The organism is Actinotignum sp. usb-actsch-rep-73, assembly GCF_059082735.1.
Genome location: NZ_JBHNPV010000007.1, coordinates 34,567 through 50,247 on the forward strand (window position 1 = coordinate 34,567; position 15,681 = coordinate 50,247).

Consider the following 15,681-nt stretch of genomic DNA (forward strand, 5'->3'; position numbering starts at 1 on the left):
ATTCAACGAATCTGTCCCATTTCTACTTGCGGACGCCATGTCAGCAAGTAATCTTGATATCAAGATAATTAAGTGTGTGCGCAACAGTGGAGGAGGGGTCATGGCATCCGTGAACTCATTCGGAGCACAAACCACCCTGAGCGTTGATTCTCAGGACTACACGATTTACTCGCTTGAAGCGGTCGACGGTCTCGACAAGCTTCCGTACTCACTGAAGGTTCTTGCGGAAAACCTGTTGCGCACCGAAGACGGCGTAAACATCACCGCCGAGCACATCAAAGCGCTTGCATCGTGGGATCCGGATGGCGAGCCTGACACCGAAATCCAATTCACCCCTGCGCGCGTCATCATGCAGGACTTCACCGGCGTTCCCTGCATCGTGGACCTCGCAACAATGCGCGAAGCAGTAGCTGACCTCGGTGGCGACCCGACTCTGATTAACCCACTGGCCCCCGCTGAAATGGTCATCGACCACTCCGTCCAGATTGACGTTGCCGGCACTTCGATCGCATTCGAACGCAATGTTGAACGTGAATACGAACGCAACCAGGAGCGCTACCAGTTCCTCCGCTGGGGTCAAGGGGCATTTGACAACTTCCGTGTTGTTCCTCCGTCAACCGGCATCGTTCACCAGGTCAACATTGAGCACCTCGCCCGCACGGTTTTCGTCAAGGATGAAGCCGACGGTTCGAAGATGGCCTACCCCGACACTTGCGTCGGCACTGACTCGCACACCACGATGGTCAACGGTCTCGGTGTGCTCGGCTGGGGCGTCGGTGGTATTGAAGCCGAAGCTGCCATGCTTGGCCAGCCCGTTTCGATGCTGATCCCGCGCGTTGTTGGCTTCAAGCTGAAGGGTAAAATCCCCGCTGGCGCAACCGCCACCGACGTCGTGCTCACGATTACGCAGATGCTGCGCGCACACGGAGTCGTCGGCAAGTTCGTTGAGTTCTACGGCAGTGGCGTGGGCGCAGTTCCGCTCGCGAACCGCGCAACGATCGGCAACATGTCGCCGGAGTTCGGCTCCACCGCCGCCATCTTCCCAATCGACGAGGTCACGCTTGACTACCTGCGTTTAACGGGTCGGAGCGAAGAATCGATTGCCCTCGTTGAGGCATACGCGAAGAAGCAGGGTCTCTGGCACGATCCTTCACGCGAAGCCCGCTATTCCGAATACCTTGAACTCGATCTGTCGACGGTTGTTCCGTCGATTGCAGGCCCGAAGCGCCCGCAGGACCGTATCGAGCTGTCGAACTCGAAAGATATGTTCGAGAAGACGATCGGCACCTATGCGCCGGACGGTCCGCGTGAGGATGTTGAGTTGATTCTGGCCGATGGGACGAAGACTCGCCTGAACCACGGTGATGTGGTGATCGCGTCGATCACTTCGTGCACGAATACGTCGAACCCATCGGTCATGTTGGCGGCCGGTCTGCTCGCACGTAACGCTGTGAAGCGTGGTCTGACGTCGAAGCCGTGGGTGAAGACTTCCCTGGCACCCGGTTCCAAGGTTGTCACCGACTACTATGAGAAGGCAGGTCTCTGGGACGACCTCAATGCTCTGGGCTTCAACCTGGTTGGCTATGGGTGCGCCACCTGTATCGGTAATTCTGGCCCGCTGACTCCCGAGGTTTCTGCAGCGGTGAACGACAACGACCTCGCTGTCGTGTCGGTTCTGTCGGGCAACCGTAACTTCGAAGGTCGCATCAACCCCGACGTGAAGATGAATTACCTGGCGTCCCCCCCACTTGTCATCGCCTACGCGTTGGCTGGCACGATGGACTTCGACTTCGAGAATGATCCGCTGGGAATCGACCCCGCAGATGGTTCTGAAGTGTATCTGCGTGATATCTGGCCGGACGCCGACGAAGTACAGAAGACAATCGACGCGTCGATCGACCGCTCCATGTTCGAAAACGACTACGCGGATGTCTTCGCTGGCGATGAACGCTGGCGCTCTCTGAACACCCCCGAAGGCCATGTATTCGCATGGAACGGAGAATCCACCTACGTGCGTAAGCCCCCGTATTTCGAGGGCATGGGCTTGGAGCCTGCTCCAGTCTCGGATATCGAAGGTGCTCGCGTTCTGCTGAAGCTCGGCGACTCGGTGACAACCGACCACATTTCGCCGGCTGGCGCTTTCAAGCCGGAAACCCCCGCGGGGCAGTACCTGATGAGCCACGGAGTCGAGCGCAAGGACTTCAACTCCTACGGTTCTCGCCGAGGCAACCATGAGGTCATGATCCGCGGTACGTTCGCGAATATCCGTATTCGTAACGAGATGCTTCCCGGTGTTGAAGGCGGTTTCACGAAGAACTTTGCTCACCCGGGTGCACCGGTTTCAACCGTGTATGACGCCAGCGTCGACTATCTCGCCCAGGGCACCCCCCTCGTTGTCCTCGGTGGCAAGGAATACGGTTCCGGTTCGTCTCGTGACTGGGCAGCAAAGGGAACCTCCTTGCTCGGCGTGAAGGCCGTGATCGCTGAATCCTTTGAACGCATTCATCGCTCGAACCTGATCGGCATGGGTGTCTTGCCCTTGCAGTTCCCCGAAGGGCAGACGCGTGACTCGCTGGGATTGACCGGTGATGAGGTCTTCTCAATCCACGGTGTCACCGCTTTGAATGAGGGCATAACCCCGCAGGCTCTGACGGTCGAGGCCCTACGCGAAGACGGTACCTCCGTTACCTTCGATGCGCGCCTGCGTATCGATACGCCCGGTGAGGCTGACTACTATCGACACGGTGGCATCCTGCAGTACGTTTTGCGGGGCCTCGCTCAGCGTGACTAAAAAACGCGCGCGGTAAGACGAGTGGGGAGGCACGGTGCGCTACCAAGTTGGTAGTCGCCTTCAAGATTTTGCGAGTGAATTATTCACGAGGCCCGGATGCCGCGTACCACGCTGCACCGACGATGCCGGCGGTATTACGAAGCTCAGCCGGGACCATCTTCGTCTTCAGATCAAGCAACGGCATGAACTTCGCGTGGTTCTTCGACACGCCACCGCCGACCACGAACAGGTCGGGGCTGAACAACATTTCAACGTGGCTGTAGTACTTCTGAAGGCGCTTCGCCCACTTCTTCCACGACAGATCCTGAAGTGTCTTCTGACCGGACGAGGCGCGGGTCTCGGCGTCGTGGCCGTCGATCTCAAGGTGGCCGAGCTCAGAGTTGGGGACGAGCGTGCCGTCCATGATCAGAGCCGAACCGATTCCTGTACCGAGCGTCGTGACAATGACCAGACCCGGGACATCCTTCGCAGCACCGTAAACGACCTCTGCCAGACCGGCAGCATCAGCGTCGTTGAGTGGAACAACCTTGCGACCAAGGTGCTTTTCCATCAGGTCAATGACATTCACACCAACCCACGAATCATCCAGATTCGCCATAAAAGGAATAACGCCGTGAATCACTGGAGCTGGGAAGGTAATTCCGACAGGAATATCGGAGGCAACCTCAAGACCTTCAAGAAGCTGACGACAAACATCAGCAACTGCATCAGGGGTTGCAGGCTTGGGCGTTTCAATGCGAATACGTTCGCCGATGAACTCACCAGTCTCCAGGTCGACCAGCGCTGCTTTCACGCCAGATCCACCAATATCGATTCCACATCCAACGGTCGTCATTGTGCGAATGATCCCTTCCGAAACGTCATTGTTCGACTCAGTTGATATCGTATCGTAGCGCCGAGCAACAAGGTCACGCGAACAGTTACGTCCGCGCGACCTCGTCGATCAGTAAAAATGTGCCAGCCTCAGATTCACGGAAGAGTCAAAATCTCCGCACCGTCTTCGGTGACAACGATGGTGTGCTCAAACTGAGCAGTACGTGAACGGTCAGCGGTCACAACGGTCCAGTCATCGTCCCACTGCTCCCAATCAATGCCACCAAGGGTCAACATCGGCTCGATCGTGAAGACCATACCGGGCTCCATCATCGTCGAATACGCGGGTGCAGCATCGTAGTGAGGAACAATCAGACCGGAGTGGAAGGCCTCGCCCACACCGTGCCCCGTGTAATCGCGGATCACGCCGTAGTCGAAACGCTTCGCATAGCGTTCAATGACACGACCGATCACGTTGATTTCACGACCCGGACCAACAGCCTTAATGCCACGCATCATCGCTTCATGCGTGCGTTCAATCAGAAGGTGCGATTCCTCGTCGACCTTGCCAACCTCGAACATCGCGCAGGTATCGCCGTGAACACCATCAACATAGGCGGTGATATCAACGTTCACGATGTCGCCTTCTTCCAACGGGCGATCGTCGGGAATGCCGTGGCAGATGACCTCGTTGATCGACGTGCACAGAGACTTCGGGAAACCCATGTACCCCAAGCATGACGGGTAGGCATTGTTGTCAATGAGGAACTCGTGGCCAATACGGTCGAGTTCGTCGGTCGTCACACCCGGTGCGACGCTCTTGCCCACAGCCTCCAGAGCCTGAGCAGCAATACGGCCCGCGTGACGAATACGCTCGATCGTCGACACGTCCTTAATATCCGACGCAGTCACGCGCTCCGGACCCTCATGGAACATGTATTCAGGACGATCAATATGAGACGGGACTAAACGAACAGGGGAGATAGTTCCCGGTTTCAAGGTTCCAAGTGGCGCACGCTTGGCTAAATCAGATATATGAGTCATACCTTTAAGACTAGTCCTTTCGCGCACCTCGGGCAGATGGCCAGGCGACGAGGCTCCTTTATGACGCTGACGGTGCAGACAACGAAGATATGAACCCAGCGTGAGTGACCCCATGTGGACGACAACGCAGTATCTTGCGGGCTCGGACTATCATGGCAGGGCATATAGTGCGTTCAAAACGAGACCTAATTGGAGGAAACAGGACATGGCCCAGGAAGCCCCTGACCTCAATCCACTGGATAGCGTAGCCGTCGACGCCCTCGTCGCAGCTGCACTTTCAGATATTGAAGCCGCATCTTCGCTCGAAGAACTCAAGGCCACAAAGCAAGCGATCCTTGGCGACAACGCCCCGCTGGTCGCAGCCAACCGCATCATCGGTTCCCTCAAACCTGCAGATCGTGGCACTGCAGGTAAGAATCTCGGTGGTGCTCGCGGCCAGATTTCGAAGGCTCTCGCCGTCCGTCAAGAGGTGCTTGAAGCTGAGAACGAGGCACGTGTTCTTCGCGAAGAATCCGTCGATGTGACTGCCGGTGGGCATCGCACGGTGACGGGTGCGCGTCACCCGATCGAGACTCTGATTGAAGAGATCGAAGATGTGTTTACATCCATGGGCTGGGCTATCGCTGAAGGCCCCGAAGTTGAACACGAATGGTTTAACTTCGACTCCCTGAACTTCGACATCGACCACCCGGCTCGTCAGATGCAGGACACGTTCTACGTTGACGGCACTTCTGCTGGTGGCCAGAACGCCGATGATGGGCACCTCGTGATGCGTACTCACACGTCGCCGGTGCAGTCGCGTGCCATGCTTGACCGCGGTGTCCCTCTGTACGTCGCATGCCCGGGCAAGGTGTTCCGTTCTGACGCTCTCGACGCGACGCACACCCCGGTTTTTCACCAGGTCGAAGGTTTGGCCGTTGATAAGGGCCTGACCATGGCGCACCTGAAGGGCGTGCTCAATCACTTTGCTCAGGCAATGTTTGGTCCTGAAGCGAAGGCGCGCCTGCGCCCGTCGTTTTTTCCTTTCACTGAGCCCAGCGCCGAACTTGATATTTGGTTCCCACAGAAGAAGGGCGGCGCCGGCTGGATTGAAGTCGGTGGTTGCGGCATGGTGAACCCCAACGTTCTCAGAGCAAACGGAATCGATCCGGAGGTCTACACCGGTTTCGCATTCGGTATGGGTATTGAACGCACCCTCATGCTCCGCCACGGAATTGCTGACATGCACGACATCGTTGAAGGTGACGTTCGTTTCAGCCAGCAGTTCGGTTTGATTGGAAAGGGACACTGACATGCCAATGGTTCCGATTTCTTGGCTTGCCGATCACGTCGAGGTCCCTGCTGATCTTGATGCCGCGCAACTCGCAGCAGCGCTGGTGAAGGTTGGTCTGGAAGAAGAAGCAATCCACCCCGCAAAGGTCACCGGTCCGCTGGTTGTTGGCAAGGTTGTGACCCTGGTGAAGGAAACTGCCTCCAACGGCAAGACTGTCAATTACTGTCGCGTCGACGTTGGTCAGTACAACGACGAGCCGGGTACCGGTAAGGAGCCTTCGGATCTGCCAAGCCGCGGCATCATCTGTGGTGCTCACAACTTCGTTGAGGGCGACCTCGTTGTTGTTTCCCTGCCCGGTGCAGTTCTTCCCGGCGATTTCGCGATTGCGGCGCGTAAAACCTACGGCCACATTTCCGATGGCATGATTTGCTCTGCCCGCGAACTGGGACTGGGTAACGATCACGATGGCATCATCGTGCTGCCGACGTACTTCCCGGACCGTGAAATCCCTGCTCCGGGTTCTGATCTGCTCGGTTTCCTCGGCTTGGGCGAAGAGACTCTTGAGATCAACGTGACCCCGGACCGCGGTTACTGCTTCTCAATGCGCGGTGTCGCACGCGAATTCGCGCACTCGACGGGTGCGAAGTTCACGGATCCCGGTCTGGTTGGAAACCTTGTTGCTTCGGTGCCCGAGGCAACCGCTGACGGATTCGAGGTGCGTATCGCAGACGAGACGCCGATTCACGGTAAGCCCGGTGCGGACCGTTTTGTCACCCGCATTGTTCGTGGCGTGAACCCTTCGGCTCCCAGCCCGCATTGGATGGTTGAGCGTCTCGAAGCAGCAGGAATGCGCAGCGTTTCCTTGGCCGTTGACATCACCAACTACGTGATGCTCGACCTTGGTCAGCCGATGCACGCCTACGACCTGAATGCTCTTGAAGCTCCGATCGTTGTCCGTCGCGCACGCGCCGGTGAGCGTCTGACAACGCTGGATGAGGTCGATCGGCAACTGGATCCGCAAGACCTGCTGATCACAGATTCTCCGAACGGTGAAGGATCACGCATCATCGGCATGGCCGGTGTTATGGGTGGTCAGTATTCAGAGGTCGAGCATTCCACGACGGATATCCTCCTCGAAGCCGCTCACTTTGATGCGGTGTCGGTCGCTCGTACCGCACGTCGTCACCACCTGCCGTCTGAAGCGTCGAAGCGCTTCGAACGTGGCACTGATCCCCAGCTTGCTCCTGTCGCAGCTCAACGAGCTGTTGACCTGCTGGTTGAGTACGGCGGGGGAACGGCAGATGCAGCAGTGTCCGACTTCAACGAAGTTGCGCCGGCCTCGTCAATTCGTTTCCCGTACACCGATGCCGCCCGCTTGATCGGCGTCGATTACTCGAAGGAACGCGTTGAGGAGCTTCTCACTGAAATTGGTTGCACGCTCGACGAAATCGAAGACGGAATCTTCAACGTGACCGTTCCGACGTGGCGTCCCGACCTGACTGGTTCTGCCCACCTGGTTGAGGAAATTGCACGTCTTGACGGTTTCGATAATATTCCGTCGATTCTGCCGTCGGCTCCTGCCGGTGGTGGTTTGACTGATGCTCAGCAGGCACGTCGTCACGTTTCTGCGTCGCTTGCAGCTTCTGGTTTGGTTGAGGTTCTCAGCTATCCGTTCGTTTCGGATTCCTTCGATCGTCAGCGTCTCGCTCAGGGCGATGAACGTCGTCAGGCTCTGAAGCTTCGTAACCCGCTTGCTGATGATGCACCCCTGTTGCGCACCTCGATCATTGATACCTTGCTTGACGCTGCCGGACGCAACGTGGCGCGTGGTGCTGACCGTGTGGCGCTGTTTGAAACCGGACTTGTTGTTCGCCCTGCAGGCACGGTTCCTGCCGATCTTCTGAGCGCTGAACAGCGCCCGACTGATGAGGAACTTGCTGGACTGCGTGCTGGCACTCCTGCTCAGCCGTGGCATGTGGGTGTTGTCCTTGCCGGTCGTGCCTCGGCTTCGCCGGTTGTCGAGCCTGCTCGCATGTTTGCATGGTCGGATGCTCTTGAGACGGTTGAGAATATTGCGTCTCTTCTGGGTGTTCGCATTGAAGTCACTCGCGCGTGGGATGCCGACTACAAGAAGGTGCCCGGTCCGCTGATGCCTGAACCTGCATCGGATCCGGCTGATGTTGCTCCGTGGCATCCGGGTCGTGTTGCTCGCGTATTCGTCCGCCGTGGTCGCGATTTGATTGATATCGCGATGGCTGGCGAACTTCACCCCGGCGTGTGCAAGTCGTTTGGCTTGCCGGCTCGTTCGTGCGCCGCAGAGATTGATCTGTCTGCTCTGATTGAGGCGATGAGCGGTGAGCCGACGCAGGTGAAGCCCGTCTCGACTTACCCGATTGCGAAGGAAGACATCGCTCTTGTTGTGTCGAAGTCGATCCCTGTTGCTCGCGTCGAGCAGGTTGTTCGCCAGGGCGGGGGAGCGTTGCTTGAAGAAGTAACGCTGTTCGACATTTTCGAATCCGAAACACTTGGTGCTGACGTTCGCTCGCTGGCGTTCGCTCTGAAGTTGCGTGCGCCGGATCGCACGCTGAGTGCCGACGAGGTTCGTGAGGTTCGCGAAAGTGTCGTCGCGAAGGCGGGCAAGGTGCTGGGAGCACAGTTGCGCTCTTAGTTAACGAGGCTCCTGACGGGGCACGATGACCGATAGAACAGCCGGGCTGGAGTCCGCGCCTTGTGTATCTTGACTCAGTACGAGATGTCAGCGCGACTCCAGCCCGGCTTTCTGTCACACTTATAGCTATGCATATCCTTGTCACTGCCTCTTCAAAGCATGGTTCAACGAACGAAGTTGCCGACGCGATTGCGAGGCGACTCGAAGATGCCGGTCACACGGCTGATCGCATCGCGCCGGAAGATGTTACTTCTGTTGACGCTTATGACGCTGTGATTTGCGGTTCGGCTGTTTATATCCTGCAGTGGATGGATGGAGCGCACGATTTCATGGATCGTTTTAGCGCCCAGCTTGAAAACAAGCCCGTGTGGGCATTCTCGGTTGGTATGAATGGTGTTCCGAAGCATGCCCCTCAGGATCCGACTCGTATCGGTCCGCTTCTGACTCGCGTCAGTGCTATTGATCTTCATTCTTTTGCTGGTCGCTACACCCCATCGTTGCTTTCGTTGCGTGAACGCTCAGTTGCACGTCTTGCCGGTGTTGTGGAAGGCGATTTCCGCGACTGGAATGAGGTCAACGAGTGGACTGATTCGATTCTGAAGGATCTCGAACAGCGCTGATTGTGGGCGCCTCACGCCATTGTGCAATTTATACATAGTTATGTATAATCATGCATATGGGAGATCGAAGCACACAAACGCCCGCTGCGCGACGTGAAGCAATTCGTTCAATTCTTGCTAGCGGATCAATCGGTTCGCAAAAGGATCTTCGCGATCTGTTGCGTGAGCAAGGTATTGACGTTACTCAGGCAACTCTGTCGCGTGACCTTGTCGATATGCGTGCGACAAAGATTCGTGTGGCTGACGGCACTCGCATTTACTCCGTTCCCGATATTGACGGGGGAGCAACCCACGAAGGCGAAGCTGGACACGAACGCTTGCAGAAATGGTGCCAGTCGATCCTCGTTACCTCAATCCTTGTTGACCATCAGCTGGTGCTCAGGACAACGGTTGGAGCAGCCAATCTCTTGGCCTCAGCTATCGATGCTGTTCGTCTTGATGCGGTTGCGGGAACAATCGCGGGCGATGACACAATCCTTGTGATTTGTCGATCTTCTGAAGATGCGCAGCAGACCCAATCGTATCTGATGGATCTTGCTGAGCCTGGATCTTCCGCTCACTGAGCCCACACTTTTCTTATTCACTCCACTCTCACACTTTCATCGGAGAAGGAATACAACATGGCAGAGCACAAGGACCGCGTTGTCCTCGCATATTCGGGTGGTTTGGACACCTCCGTTGCTATTGGTTGGATCGGCGAACAGACCGGTCGCGAGGTCGTTGCGGTTGCAGTTGACGTGGGGCAGGGCGGCGAAGACCTCGAGGTCATCCGCCAGCGCGCGCTCGACTGCGGTGCGGTGGAAGCCTACGTTGCAGATGCTCGCGACGAGTTCGCCAACGAATACTGCATGCCGGCACTGAAAGCGAATGCCCTCTATGAAGGTAAGTACCCGCTGGTTTCAGCTCTGTCCCGTCCCGTGATCGCCAAGCACCTGGTGAAAGCTGCGCGCGAATTTGGCGCACACACTGTTGCTCACGGTTGTACCGGCAAGGGGAACGACCAGGTACGTTTCGAGGTTTCGATTACGTCGATGGCCCCCGACATGGACTGCATCTCGCCGGTTCGTGACCTTGCGCTGACGCGTGACGTTGCTATCGAATACGCCGAGAAGCACCACCTGCCGATCGAAACGACGAAGCATAACCCGTTCTCGATCGACCAGAACGTGTGGGGTCGAGCAATCGAAACTGGCTTCCTTGAAGACCTGTGGAACGCGCCGACCAAGGACGTCTACGTTTACACCGATGATCCGACTTACCCGCCGCTTCCGGATGAGGTCGTCATTTCCTTCGAAAAGGGCATCCCGGTAGCCATTGACGGTCGCGCAGTTACCCCGCTTGAAGCAATCCAAGAGCTGAACCGCCGTGCAGGCGCTCAAGGCATCGGTCGTATTGACATGGTCGAAGATCGTCTGGTTGGCATCAAGTCACGTGAGATTTACGAGGCTCCCGGTGCTCTCGCTTTGATCGAAGCACACCAGGGGCTGGAATCCATCACCCTCGAACGCATGCAGCGCCGCTACAAGCGTGGTCTTGAGCAGATGTGGGGTGAATTGGTCTATGAAGCCCAGTGGTACTCACCGTTGAAGAAGTCCATGGATGCGTTCATTGAAGATACTCAGCAGTATGTGACCGGTGATATTCGTATGGTCCTGCACGGTGGCCGTGCAACTGTGAATGGACGGAGTTCCGAGGCTTCACTGTATGACTTCAACCTGGCAACCTACGAGACTGGCGATAGCTTCGATCAGTCCTCGTCGCGTGGATTCATTGATATCTACGGTCTGCAGTCGAAGCTTGCGGCTGCTCGTGACGTCCGTCTGGGTAACTCGCAGGGATACTGAGCAGATGTTCGTTTGGTCAAACAAACACTGATATGCACGTGTGCCCAAGGCCGATTTCCTTGGGCACACGTGTTTTCTTTTATCTAAGTGTGCCCAATGGACACCGGGGCGTGGCACGTTCTTTCGCTAGAGTGGTCACGATGAAAGAATCGGTTGAGTTTCTACGCAGGTATGGGGCGAAGACGACGCCTGAGCGTCGAGCCTTAGATATCGTCACCATTGCAATCTTCTTTCTAGGCTTCGCAGGCCAAGGCGTACGTAATATCGTTGGCTTCTACGGGTCTTCGGTTGTCATGGTGGCATTATTTGTTGCTTTGGCGTATCTGATGCATCTCAATCAGATTCGTTTCACACAGGTTGCGTATCCACTTGCCACACTGCTGTTCGTCATGTGGTGCGCTTTATCGTTCGCATGGTCGCAATATCCGCATTATTCTGCGATGTTTGCCGTCGTGACAATCGGCGTGACTCTTACAGGTTTGGCGATTTCTGCCTGTTACACGTTTACGGAAACAGCGAATCTTCTCATCGTTTCGTTCAAGGTCATTCTGATTGTTTCCTACGCTCTTGAGCTGTTCACCGCTCTTATCTGGAAACAGCGCTTGGCTCCGATTCCAATGATCCGCGCTGGGGAATCCGTGCCCGATATGTCCTATTGGGTTTATGGAGATCTTTTTAATGGTGGCCCTATTCAAGGCTTCCCCGGTAATCGGAATCCGCTTGCGTTTATTGCGTTGCTGTTGATTCTCTGTTTGCTTGTCAAATGGATGTCAACGTATAAAAACACGACGTCAACGATTATCTGGCTGATCATTTCGATTGTGACAATTGCTCTGACGCGTTCAGGAACGGTCACCGTCGCGGTCATCATCTGTATGGCGATCGCAATGTCCTTCGGTTTGGTGAAGTCGGTGACGCGTCCTCATCGTCCCGCCCTGATTTCTTTGATCACCTCGCTGACTCTGACAGGAGCGGTGATCGCACTGTTTAACCGTTTGGCGATCACTGATTTCCTTGGTCGTTCCCCGGATTTTTCAGGTCGTGGTGACATCTGGAAGGCGCTTCTCCCCATGTGGAGCCAACATCCGATTCTCGGATGGGGCTTCACCATTGGCTACCAAGGTGATGTGCCTGTTTTTTCGAATTTCATTCGTCGCGGTGATGGAACTCCGACAACTCAGGCTCACAACTCGTTTATCGAGGCCCTTTTCCAGACAGGCATTATCGGAGTCTCAATTCTGAGCGTCGCCGTTGCGACAGTATTCTTCGGCACGTTCATTTACGCTGTGCGCCATATCGATGAATCCCGCAGGGTTGTAATGCCAGCAATGATTGCTTCAGCATTGATTATTCAGTCGACGGTTGAATCCCGTCTTTTGTTTGAAGGCAACTGGATTCTTTTTGTCATCTTGGCAGCGTGGGTGGCGAAAAAACAACCTTTTGCTTCACTGTTTGCAAAATATGGTCCGTTTAAACGTCTCGCGAATTGGAGTTTGTCGCGAGGGCAAGGAATGATGAACCCGTGACTTCGCAAGAGACAACAACACCGACCGCTTTGTGGGGTGGCCGTTTTTCCGGTGGTCCCGCGCAGGCGCTCGCAGCCCTTTCAGTTTCTACCCATTTCGATTGGCGTCTGGCGCATGTGGACATTGCTGGTTCTCATGCCCACGCTGACGCGCTGTACGAGGCTGGCCTCTTAAGCGCTGATGAAATCGATGCGATGCATGCCGCGTTGGCGCAATTGGATGCCGATGTTGCGTCGGGTGCGTTTGTTCCATCGCCGGACGATGAGGATGTCCATACGGCACTCGAGCGTGGTTTGCTTGAGCGCGCGGGGAGTGAGCTTGGCGGAAAGTTGCGTGCGGGGCGTTCGCGTAATGATCAGATTGCAACACTGATTCGCATGTACCTGCGTGACGAGACGCGCCATATTGCGAGCCGCGTCCTGGATGTTGTGGACGCGATTTTGTCGCAGGCTGAACGTGCTGGTGACGCTGTTATGCCGGGGCGTACTCATATGCAACACGCACAACCCGTTTTGGTGGCGCATCATCTGATGGCACACGCATGGCCTCTGATTCGCGACGTTGAACGTTTTGCCGATTGGGATAAGCGTGCCGCGATTTCTCCCTATGGTTCGGGCGCTCTGGCAGGTAATACTCTCGGCATGGATCCGCAGGCTGTTGCTCGTCAGCTCGGCTTTGATGATTCGGTGGATAATTCGATCGATGGAACCGCGTCGCGTGACATCGTTGCGGAGTGCTCTTTTATCCTTGCGATGATCGGCGTTGATATCTCTCGCCTCAGCGAAGAAATCATCATGTGGAACACCAAGGAATTCGACTACGTGACTCTTGATGATTCCTTCTCAACAGGATCATCGATCATGCCTCAGAAGAAGAATCCAGATGTGGCTGAACTCGCTCGCGGTAAAGCCGGTCGCCTGATCGGTGATCTGATGAGCCTATTGACGGTGCTCAAGGGCATCCCGCTGGCATACGATCGCGATCTTCAAGAAGACAAAGAACCTGTCTTCGATCAGCTGGATACGCTCGATGTTTTGCTTCCTGCTGTTTCGGGAATGGTTGAAACGATGACCCTTCACTTGGAGCGCATGGCGGAGCTCGCACCTCAGGGATTCTCGCTTGCCACGGACATTGCAGAGTGGCTTGTGCGTAGGGGAGTACCTTTCCGTAGCGCGCACGAAATCTCTGGAGCTTGCGTCAAGATGGCAGAGCGACGTGGCGTCGAGCTTGCTGATCTCAGCGATGAAGAATTGACCTCGGCCTCGTCGCTTCTGACCCCGGATGTCCGCGAAGTCCTGAACGTCGCAGGATCTGTATCCGCGCGACTGGGGAAGGGGGGAACTGCTCCTGTTCGCGTTGAGGAACAACGACAAGCACTTGCTGTCCGTATTGCTGGATGCCGTGAGTGGGCGTCCACCCCAACCCGCTAAGATAGCCTCGGCTACTTCGAGCCGAAATGGAAGGAATTTAAAGTGACCGACATTCTGGATGACCTCCAGTGGAGGGGTCTCATCGCCCAGCACACCGACATTGATGCTCTTCGCGAGCACCTGAACGCCGGGCCGGTCACCTTTTATTGTGGCTTCGACCCGACAGCAGCTTCTCTGCACCACGGACACCTTGTTCAAATTCTTCTGATGCGTCACCTGCAGCTGGCTGGTCATAAGCCACTCGCACTTGTTGGTGGGGCAACCGGTCAGATTGGCGATCCGCGTCAATCGGGGGAGCGCCAGCTGCAGCCGACCGAGGTCGTTCGCGGTTGGGCAGACAATCTGCGCAACCAGATCTCGCGTTTTCTCGATTTTGAAGGACCGGCCGCGGCGACGATGGTGAACAACCTCGACTGGACTGAGGAACTGAGCGCCATTGATCTGCTCCGCGGTATCGGTAAGTACTTCCGCGTTGGCACGATGCTCGGTAAGGACATTGTTGCGCGTCGTCTGGCATCGGATGAGGGCATTTCCTACACGGAGTTCTCCTATCAGATCCTGCAGGCGAACGATTTCCTTGAACTGCATCGTCGTTACGGTGCCACTCTTGAGACCGGCGGTAACGATCAGTGGGGCAATATGATCGGTGGCGTTGATCTGATTCGTAAGGTTGACGGCGAGGTGTCGCACGTGCTGACGACTCCGATTATTACGAAGGCTGATGGTACGAAATTCGGTAAGTCCGAGGGCGGTGCGATTTGGCTCGATCCGACGATGATGAGCCCGTACGCCTTCTACCAGTTCTGGCTGCAGGTTGAGGACGCCGATGTTGTTCGCTTCCTGAAGATCTTCACCTTCCTTGACCGTGCTCGCATAGAAGAGCTTGAGGTTGAGGTTGCAGAGCGTCCTCATGCGCGCGCAGCCCAGAAGGTCCTGGCGGCTGAGGTGACGAAGCTTGTTCACGGTGAAGAAGAGTTTGAGCGTGTTCTTGGTGCAACCAACGCCCTTTGGGGTGGTGGAGATCTGCGCGCAATCGATGCGGATACCTTGACTTCTGCTACGTCGGATCTTCCTCGCGCAACTGTGAAGCTCGGTGAGGCAACGATGGTTGACGCGTTGGTTGAAACCGGTTTGGAAAAGGGGCGAGGCGCCGCACGTCGCACGATTGCTTCCGGTGGTGCGTACCTGAACAACGTCAAGTTTGAGGACGCGGAAGCTGTGTTCACGGCTGACGACGTTCTGGCTGCTCATCGACTGCTGATCCGTAAGGGGCGTCGCAACCTTGCTGTCATCGAATTCGACGACTGAAGCGTCCGTATGGGAATCGCAGTGATTTCCTGATTGGACTCACCTGCGGGGCGGAAACACTACGTTTCCGCCCCGCAGTGCGTTTCTAACAGGTCATTGCATCTCGATATTGGTGCTTTGCTGTGCGGTGTTCTTAGATGTATTGGTCGCCGTGTACGTACGCAATCGCATGTATGTGGCGACGTGTAGGCGCCGTGTAACAGTCGGCGTTTGCTACGGAGATCTGGGTCGCAATCACGGTCTAGTTTTGTGGTCTGCAAAACGCTGACAGATCACAATTTTACTGTTTCCTTGCTGCTCAGAGCCACTTTTCGGCGAAATACTGCGAATCCGCTGGTGTGCAAGAGGTAGGAATTGAAGCTTG

At 56.0% G+C, this 15,681-nt stretch carries 11 protein-coding genes; 9 read left to right on the forward strand and 2 right to left on the reverse strand.

Features of this window, described 5'->3' with window-relative positions; genetic code table 11:
* The first annotated feature begins 100 nt into the window (after positions 1-100).
* Complete coding sequence (gene acnA / locus AC5RE1_RS00555) at positions 101-2,791, forward strand: aconitate hydratase AcnA (protein ID WP_493938187.1); 2,691 nt, start codon at positions 101-103, stop codon at positions 2,789-2,791.
* 79 nt (positions 2,792-2,870) lie between these two features.
* Here acnA and ppgK read toward each other — a convergent pair whose 3' ends face one another.
* Positions 2,871-3,626, reverse strand: a complete 756-nt coding sequence (gene ppgK, locus AC5RE1_RS00560; RefSeq protein ID WP_179370415.1) for a polyphosphate--glucose phosphotransferase — start codon at positions 3,624-3,626, stop codon at positions 2,871-2,873.
* Positions 3,627-3,760: 134 nt separating this feature from the next.
* Complete coding sequence (gene map / locus AC5RE1_RS00565) at positions 3,761-4,648, reverse strand: type I methionyl aminopeptidase (RefSeq protein WP_103633644.1); 888 nt, start codon at positions 4,646-4,648, stop codon at positions 3,761-3,763.
* A 205-nt stretch (positions 4,649-4,853) separates the two neighbouring features.
* Between map and pheS the strand changes: the two genes are divergently transcribed.
* From pheS to tyrS, 8 genes are all read left to right on the forward strand, one after another.
* Positions 4,854-5,939: a phenylalanine--tRNA ligase subunit alpha gene (gene pheS / locus AC5RE1_RS00570; RefSeq protein WP_179370414.1), complete on the forward strand. Its 1,086-nt coding sequence runs from the start codon at positions 4,854-4,856 to the stop codon at positions 5,937-5,939.
* A 1-nt stretch (position 5,940) separates the two neighbouring features.
* Positions 5,941-8,589, forward strand: coding sequence for a phenylalanine--tRNA ligase subunit beta (gene pheT / locus AC5RE1_RS00575; protein WP_179370413.1), 2,649 nt, complete (start codon positions 5,941-5,943; stop codon positions 8,587-8,589).
* 128 nt (positions 8,590-8,717) lie between these two features.
* Positions 8,718-9,209 (forward strand): flavodoxin domain-containing protein, encoded by a 492-nt coding sequence (locus tag AC5RE1_RS00580; RefSeq protein ID WP_179370412.1) that lies wholly within the window; start codon positions 8,718-8,720, stop codon positions 9,207-9,209.
* Between the two features lie 50 nt (positions 9,210-9,259).
* Positions 9,260-9,772 carry an arginine repressor gene (locus AC5RE1_RS00585; protein ID WP_006681559.1) on the forward strand — a complete coding sequence of 171 codons (513 nt, stop codon included), beginning with the start codon at positions 9,260-9,262 and terminating at the stop codon, positions 9,770-9,772.
* A 57-nt stretch (positions 9,773-9,829) separates the two neighbouring features.
* Complete coding sequence (locus AC5RE1_RS00590; RefSeq protein WP_006681558.1) at positions 9,830-11,053, forward strand: argininosuccinate synthase; 1,224 nt, start codon at positions 9,830-9,832, stop codon at positions 11,051-11,053.
* A gap of 140 nt (positions 11,054-11,193) precedes the next feature.
* Positions 11,194-12,579 carry an O-antigen ligase family protein gene (locus AC5RE1_RS00595; protein ID WP_179370411.1) on the forward strand — a complete coding sequence of 462 codons (1,386 nt, stop codon included), beginning with the start codon at positions 11,194-11,196 and terminating at the stop codon, positions 12,577-12,579.
* The gene (gene argH / locus AC5RE1_RS00600; RefSeq protein WP_179370410.1) at positions 12,576-14,009 is read left to right on the forward strand and encodes an argininosuccinate lyase; all 1,434 of its coding nucleotides are present in this window, start codon (positions 12,576-12,578) and stop codon (positions 14,007-14,009) included. Before AC5RE1_RS00595 ends, argH begins: the two co-directional genes overlap by 4 nt.
* Positions 14,010-14,051: 42 nt before the next feature.
* Positions 14,052-15,317 carry a tyrosine--tRNA ligase gene (tyrS, locus tag AC5RE1_RS00605; protein WP_179370409.1) on the forward strand — a complete coding sequence of 422 codons (1,266 nt, stop codon included), beginning with the start codon at positions 14,052-14,054 and terminating at the stop codon, positions 15,315-15,317.
* The last annotated feature ends 364 nt before the right edge of the window (positions 15,318-15,681 follow it).

Excerpts from the sequence above, each read along its gene's own strand:
- acnA (WP_493938187.1), top strand. The coding sequence starts at position 101 with ATGGCATCCGTGAACTCATTCGGAGCACAAACCACCCTGAGCGTTGAT.
- ppgK (WP_179370415.1), bottom strand. The coding sequence starts at position 3,626 with ATGACGACCGTTGGATGTGGAATCGATATTGGTGGATCTGGCGTGAAA.
- map (WP_103633644.1), bottom strand. The coding sequence starts at position 4,648 with ATGACTCATATATCTGATTTAGCCAAGCGTGCGCCACTTGGAACCTTG.
- pheS (WP_179370414.1), top strand. The coding sequence starts at position 4,854 with ATGGCCCAGGAAGCCCCTGACCTCAATCCACTGGATAGCGTAGCCGTC.
- pheT (WP_179370413.1), top strand. The coding sequence starts at position 5,941 with ATGCCAATGGTTCCGATTTCTTGGCTTGCCGATCACGTCGAGGTCCCT.
- AC5RE1_RS00580 (WP_179370412.1), top strand. The coding sequence starts at position 8,718 with ATGCATATCCTTGTCACTGCCTCTTCAAAGCATGGTTCAACGAACGAA.
- AC5RE1_RS00585 (WP_006681559.1), top strand. The coding sequence starts at position 9,260 with ATGCATATGGGAGATCGAAGCACACAAACGCCCGCTGCGCGACGTGAA.
- AC5RE1_RS00590 (WP_006681558.1), top strand. The coding sequence starts at position 9,830 with ATGGCAGAGCACAAGGACCGCGTTGTCCTCGCATATTCGGGTGGTTTG.
- AC5RE1_RS00595 (WP_179370411.1), top strand. The coding sequence starts at position 11,194 with ATGAAAGAATCGGTTGAGTTTCTACGCAGGTATGGGGCGAAGACGACG.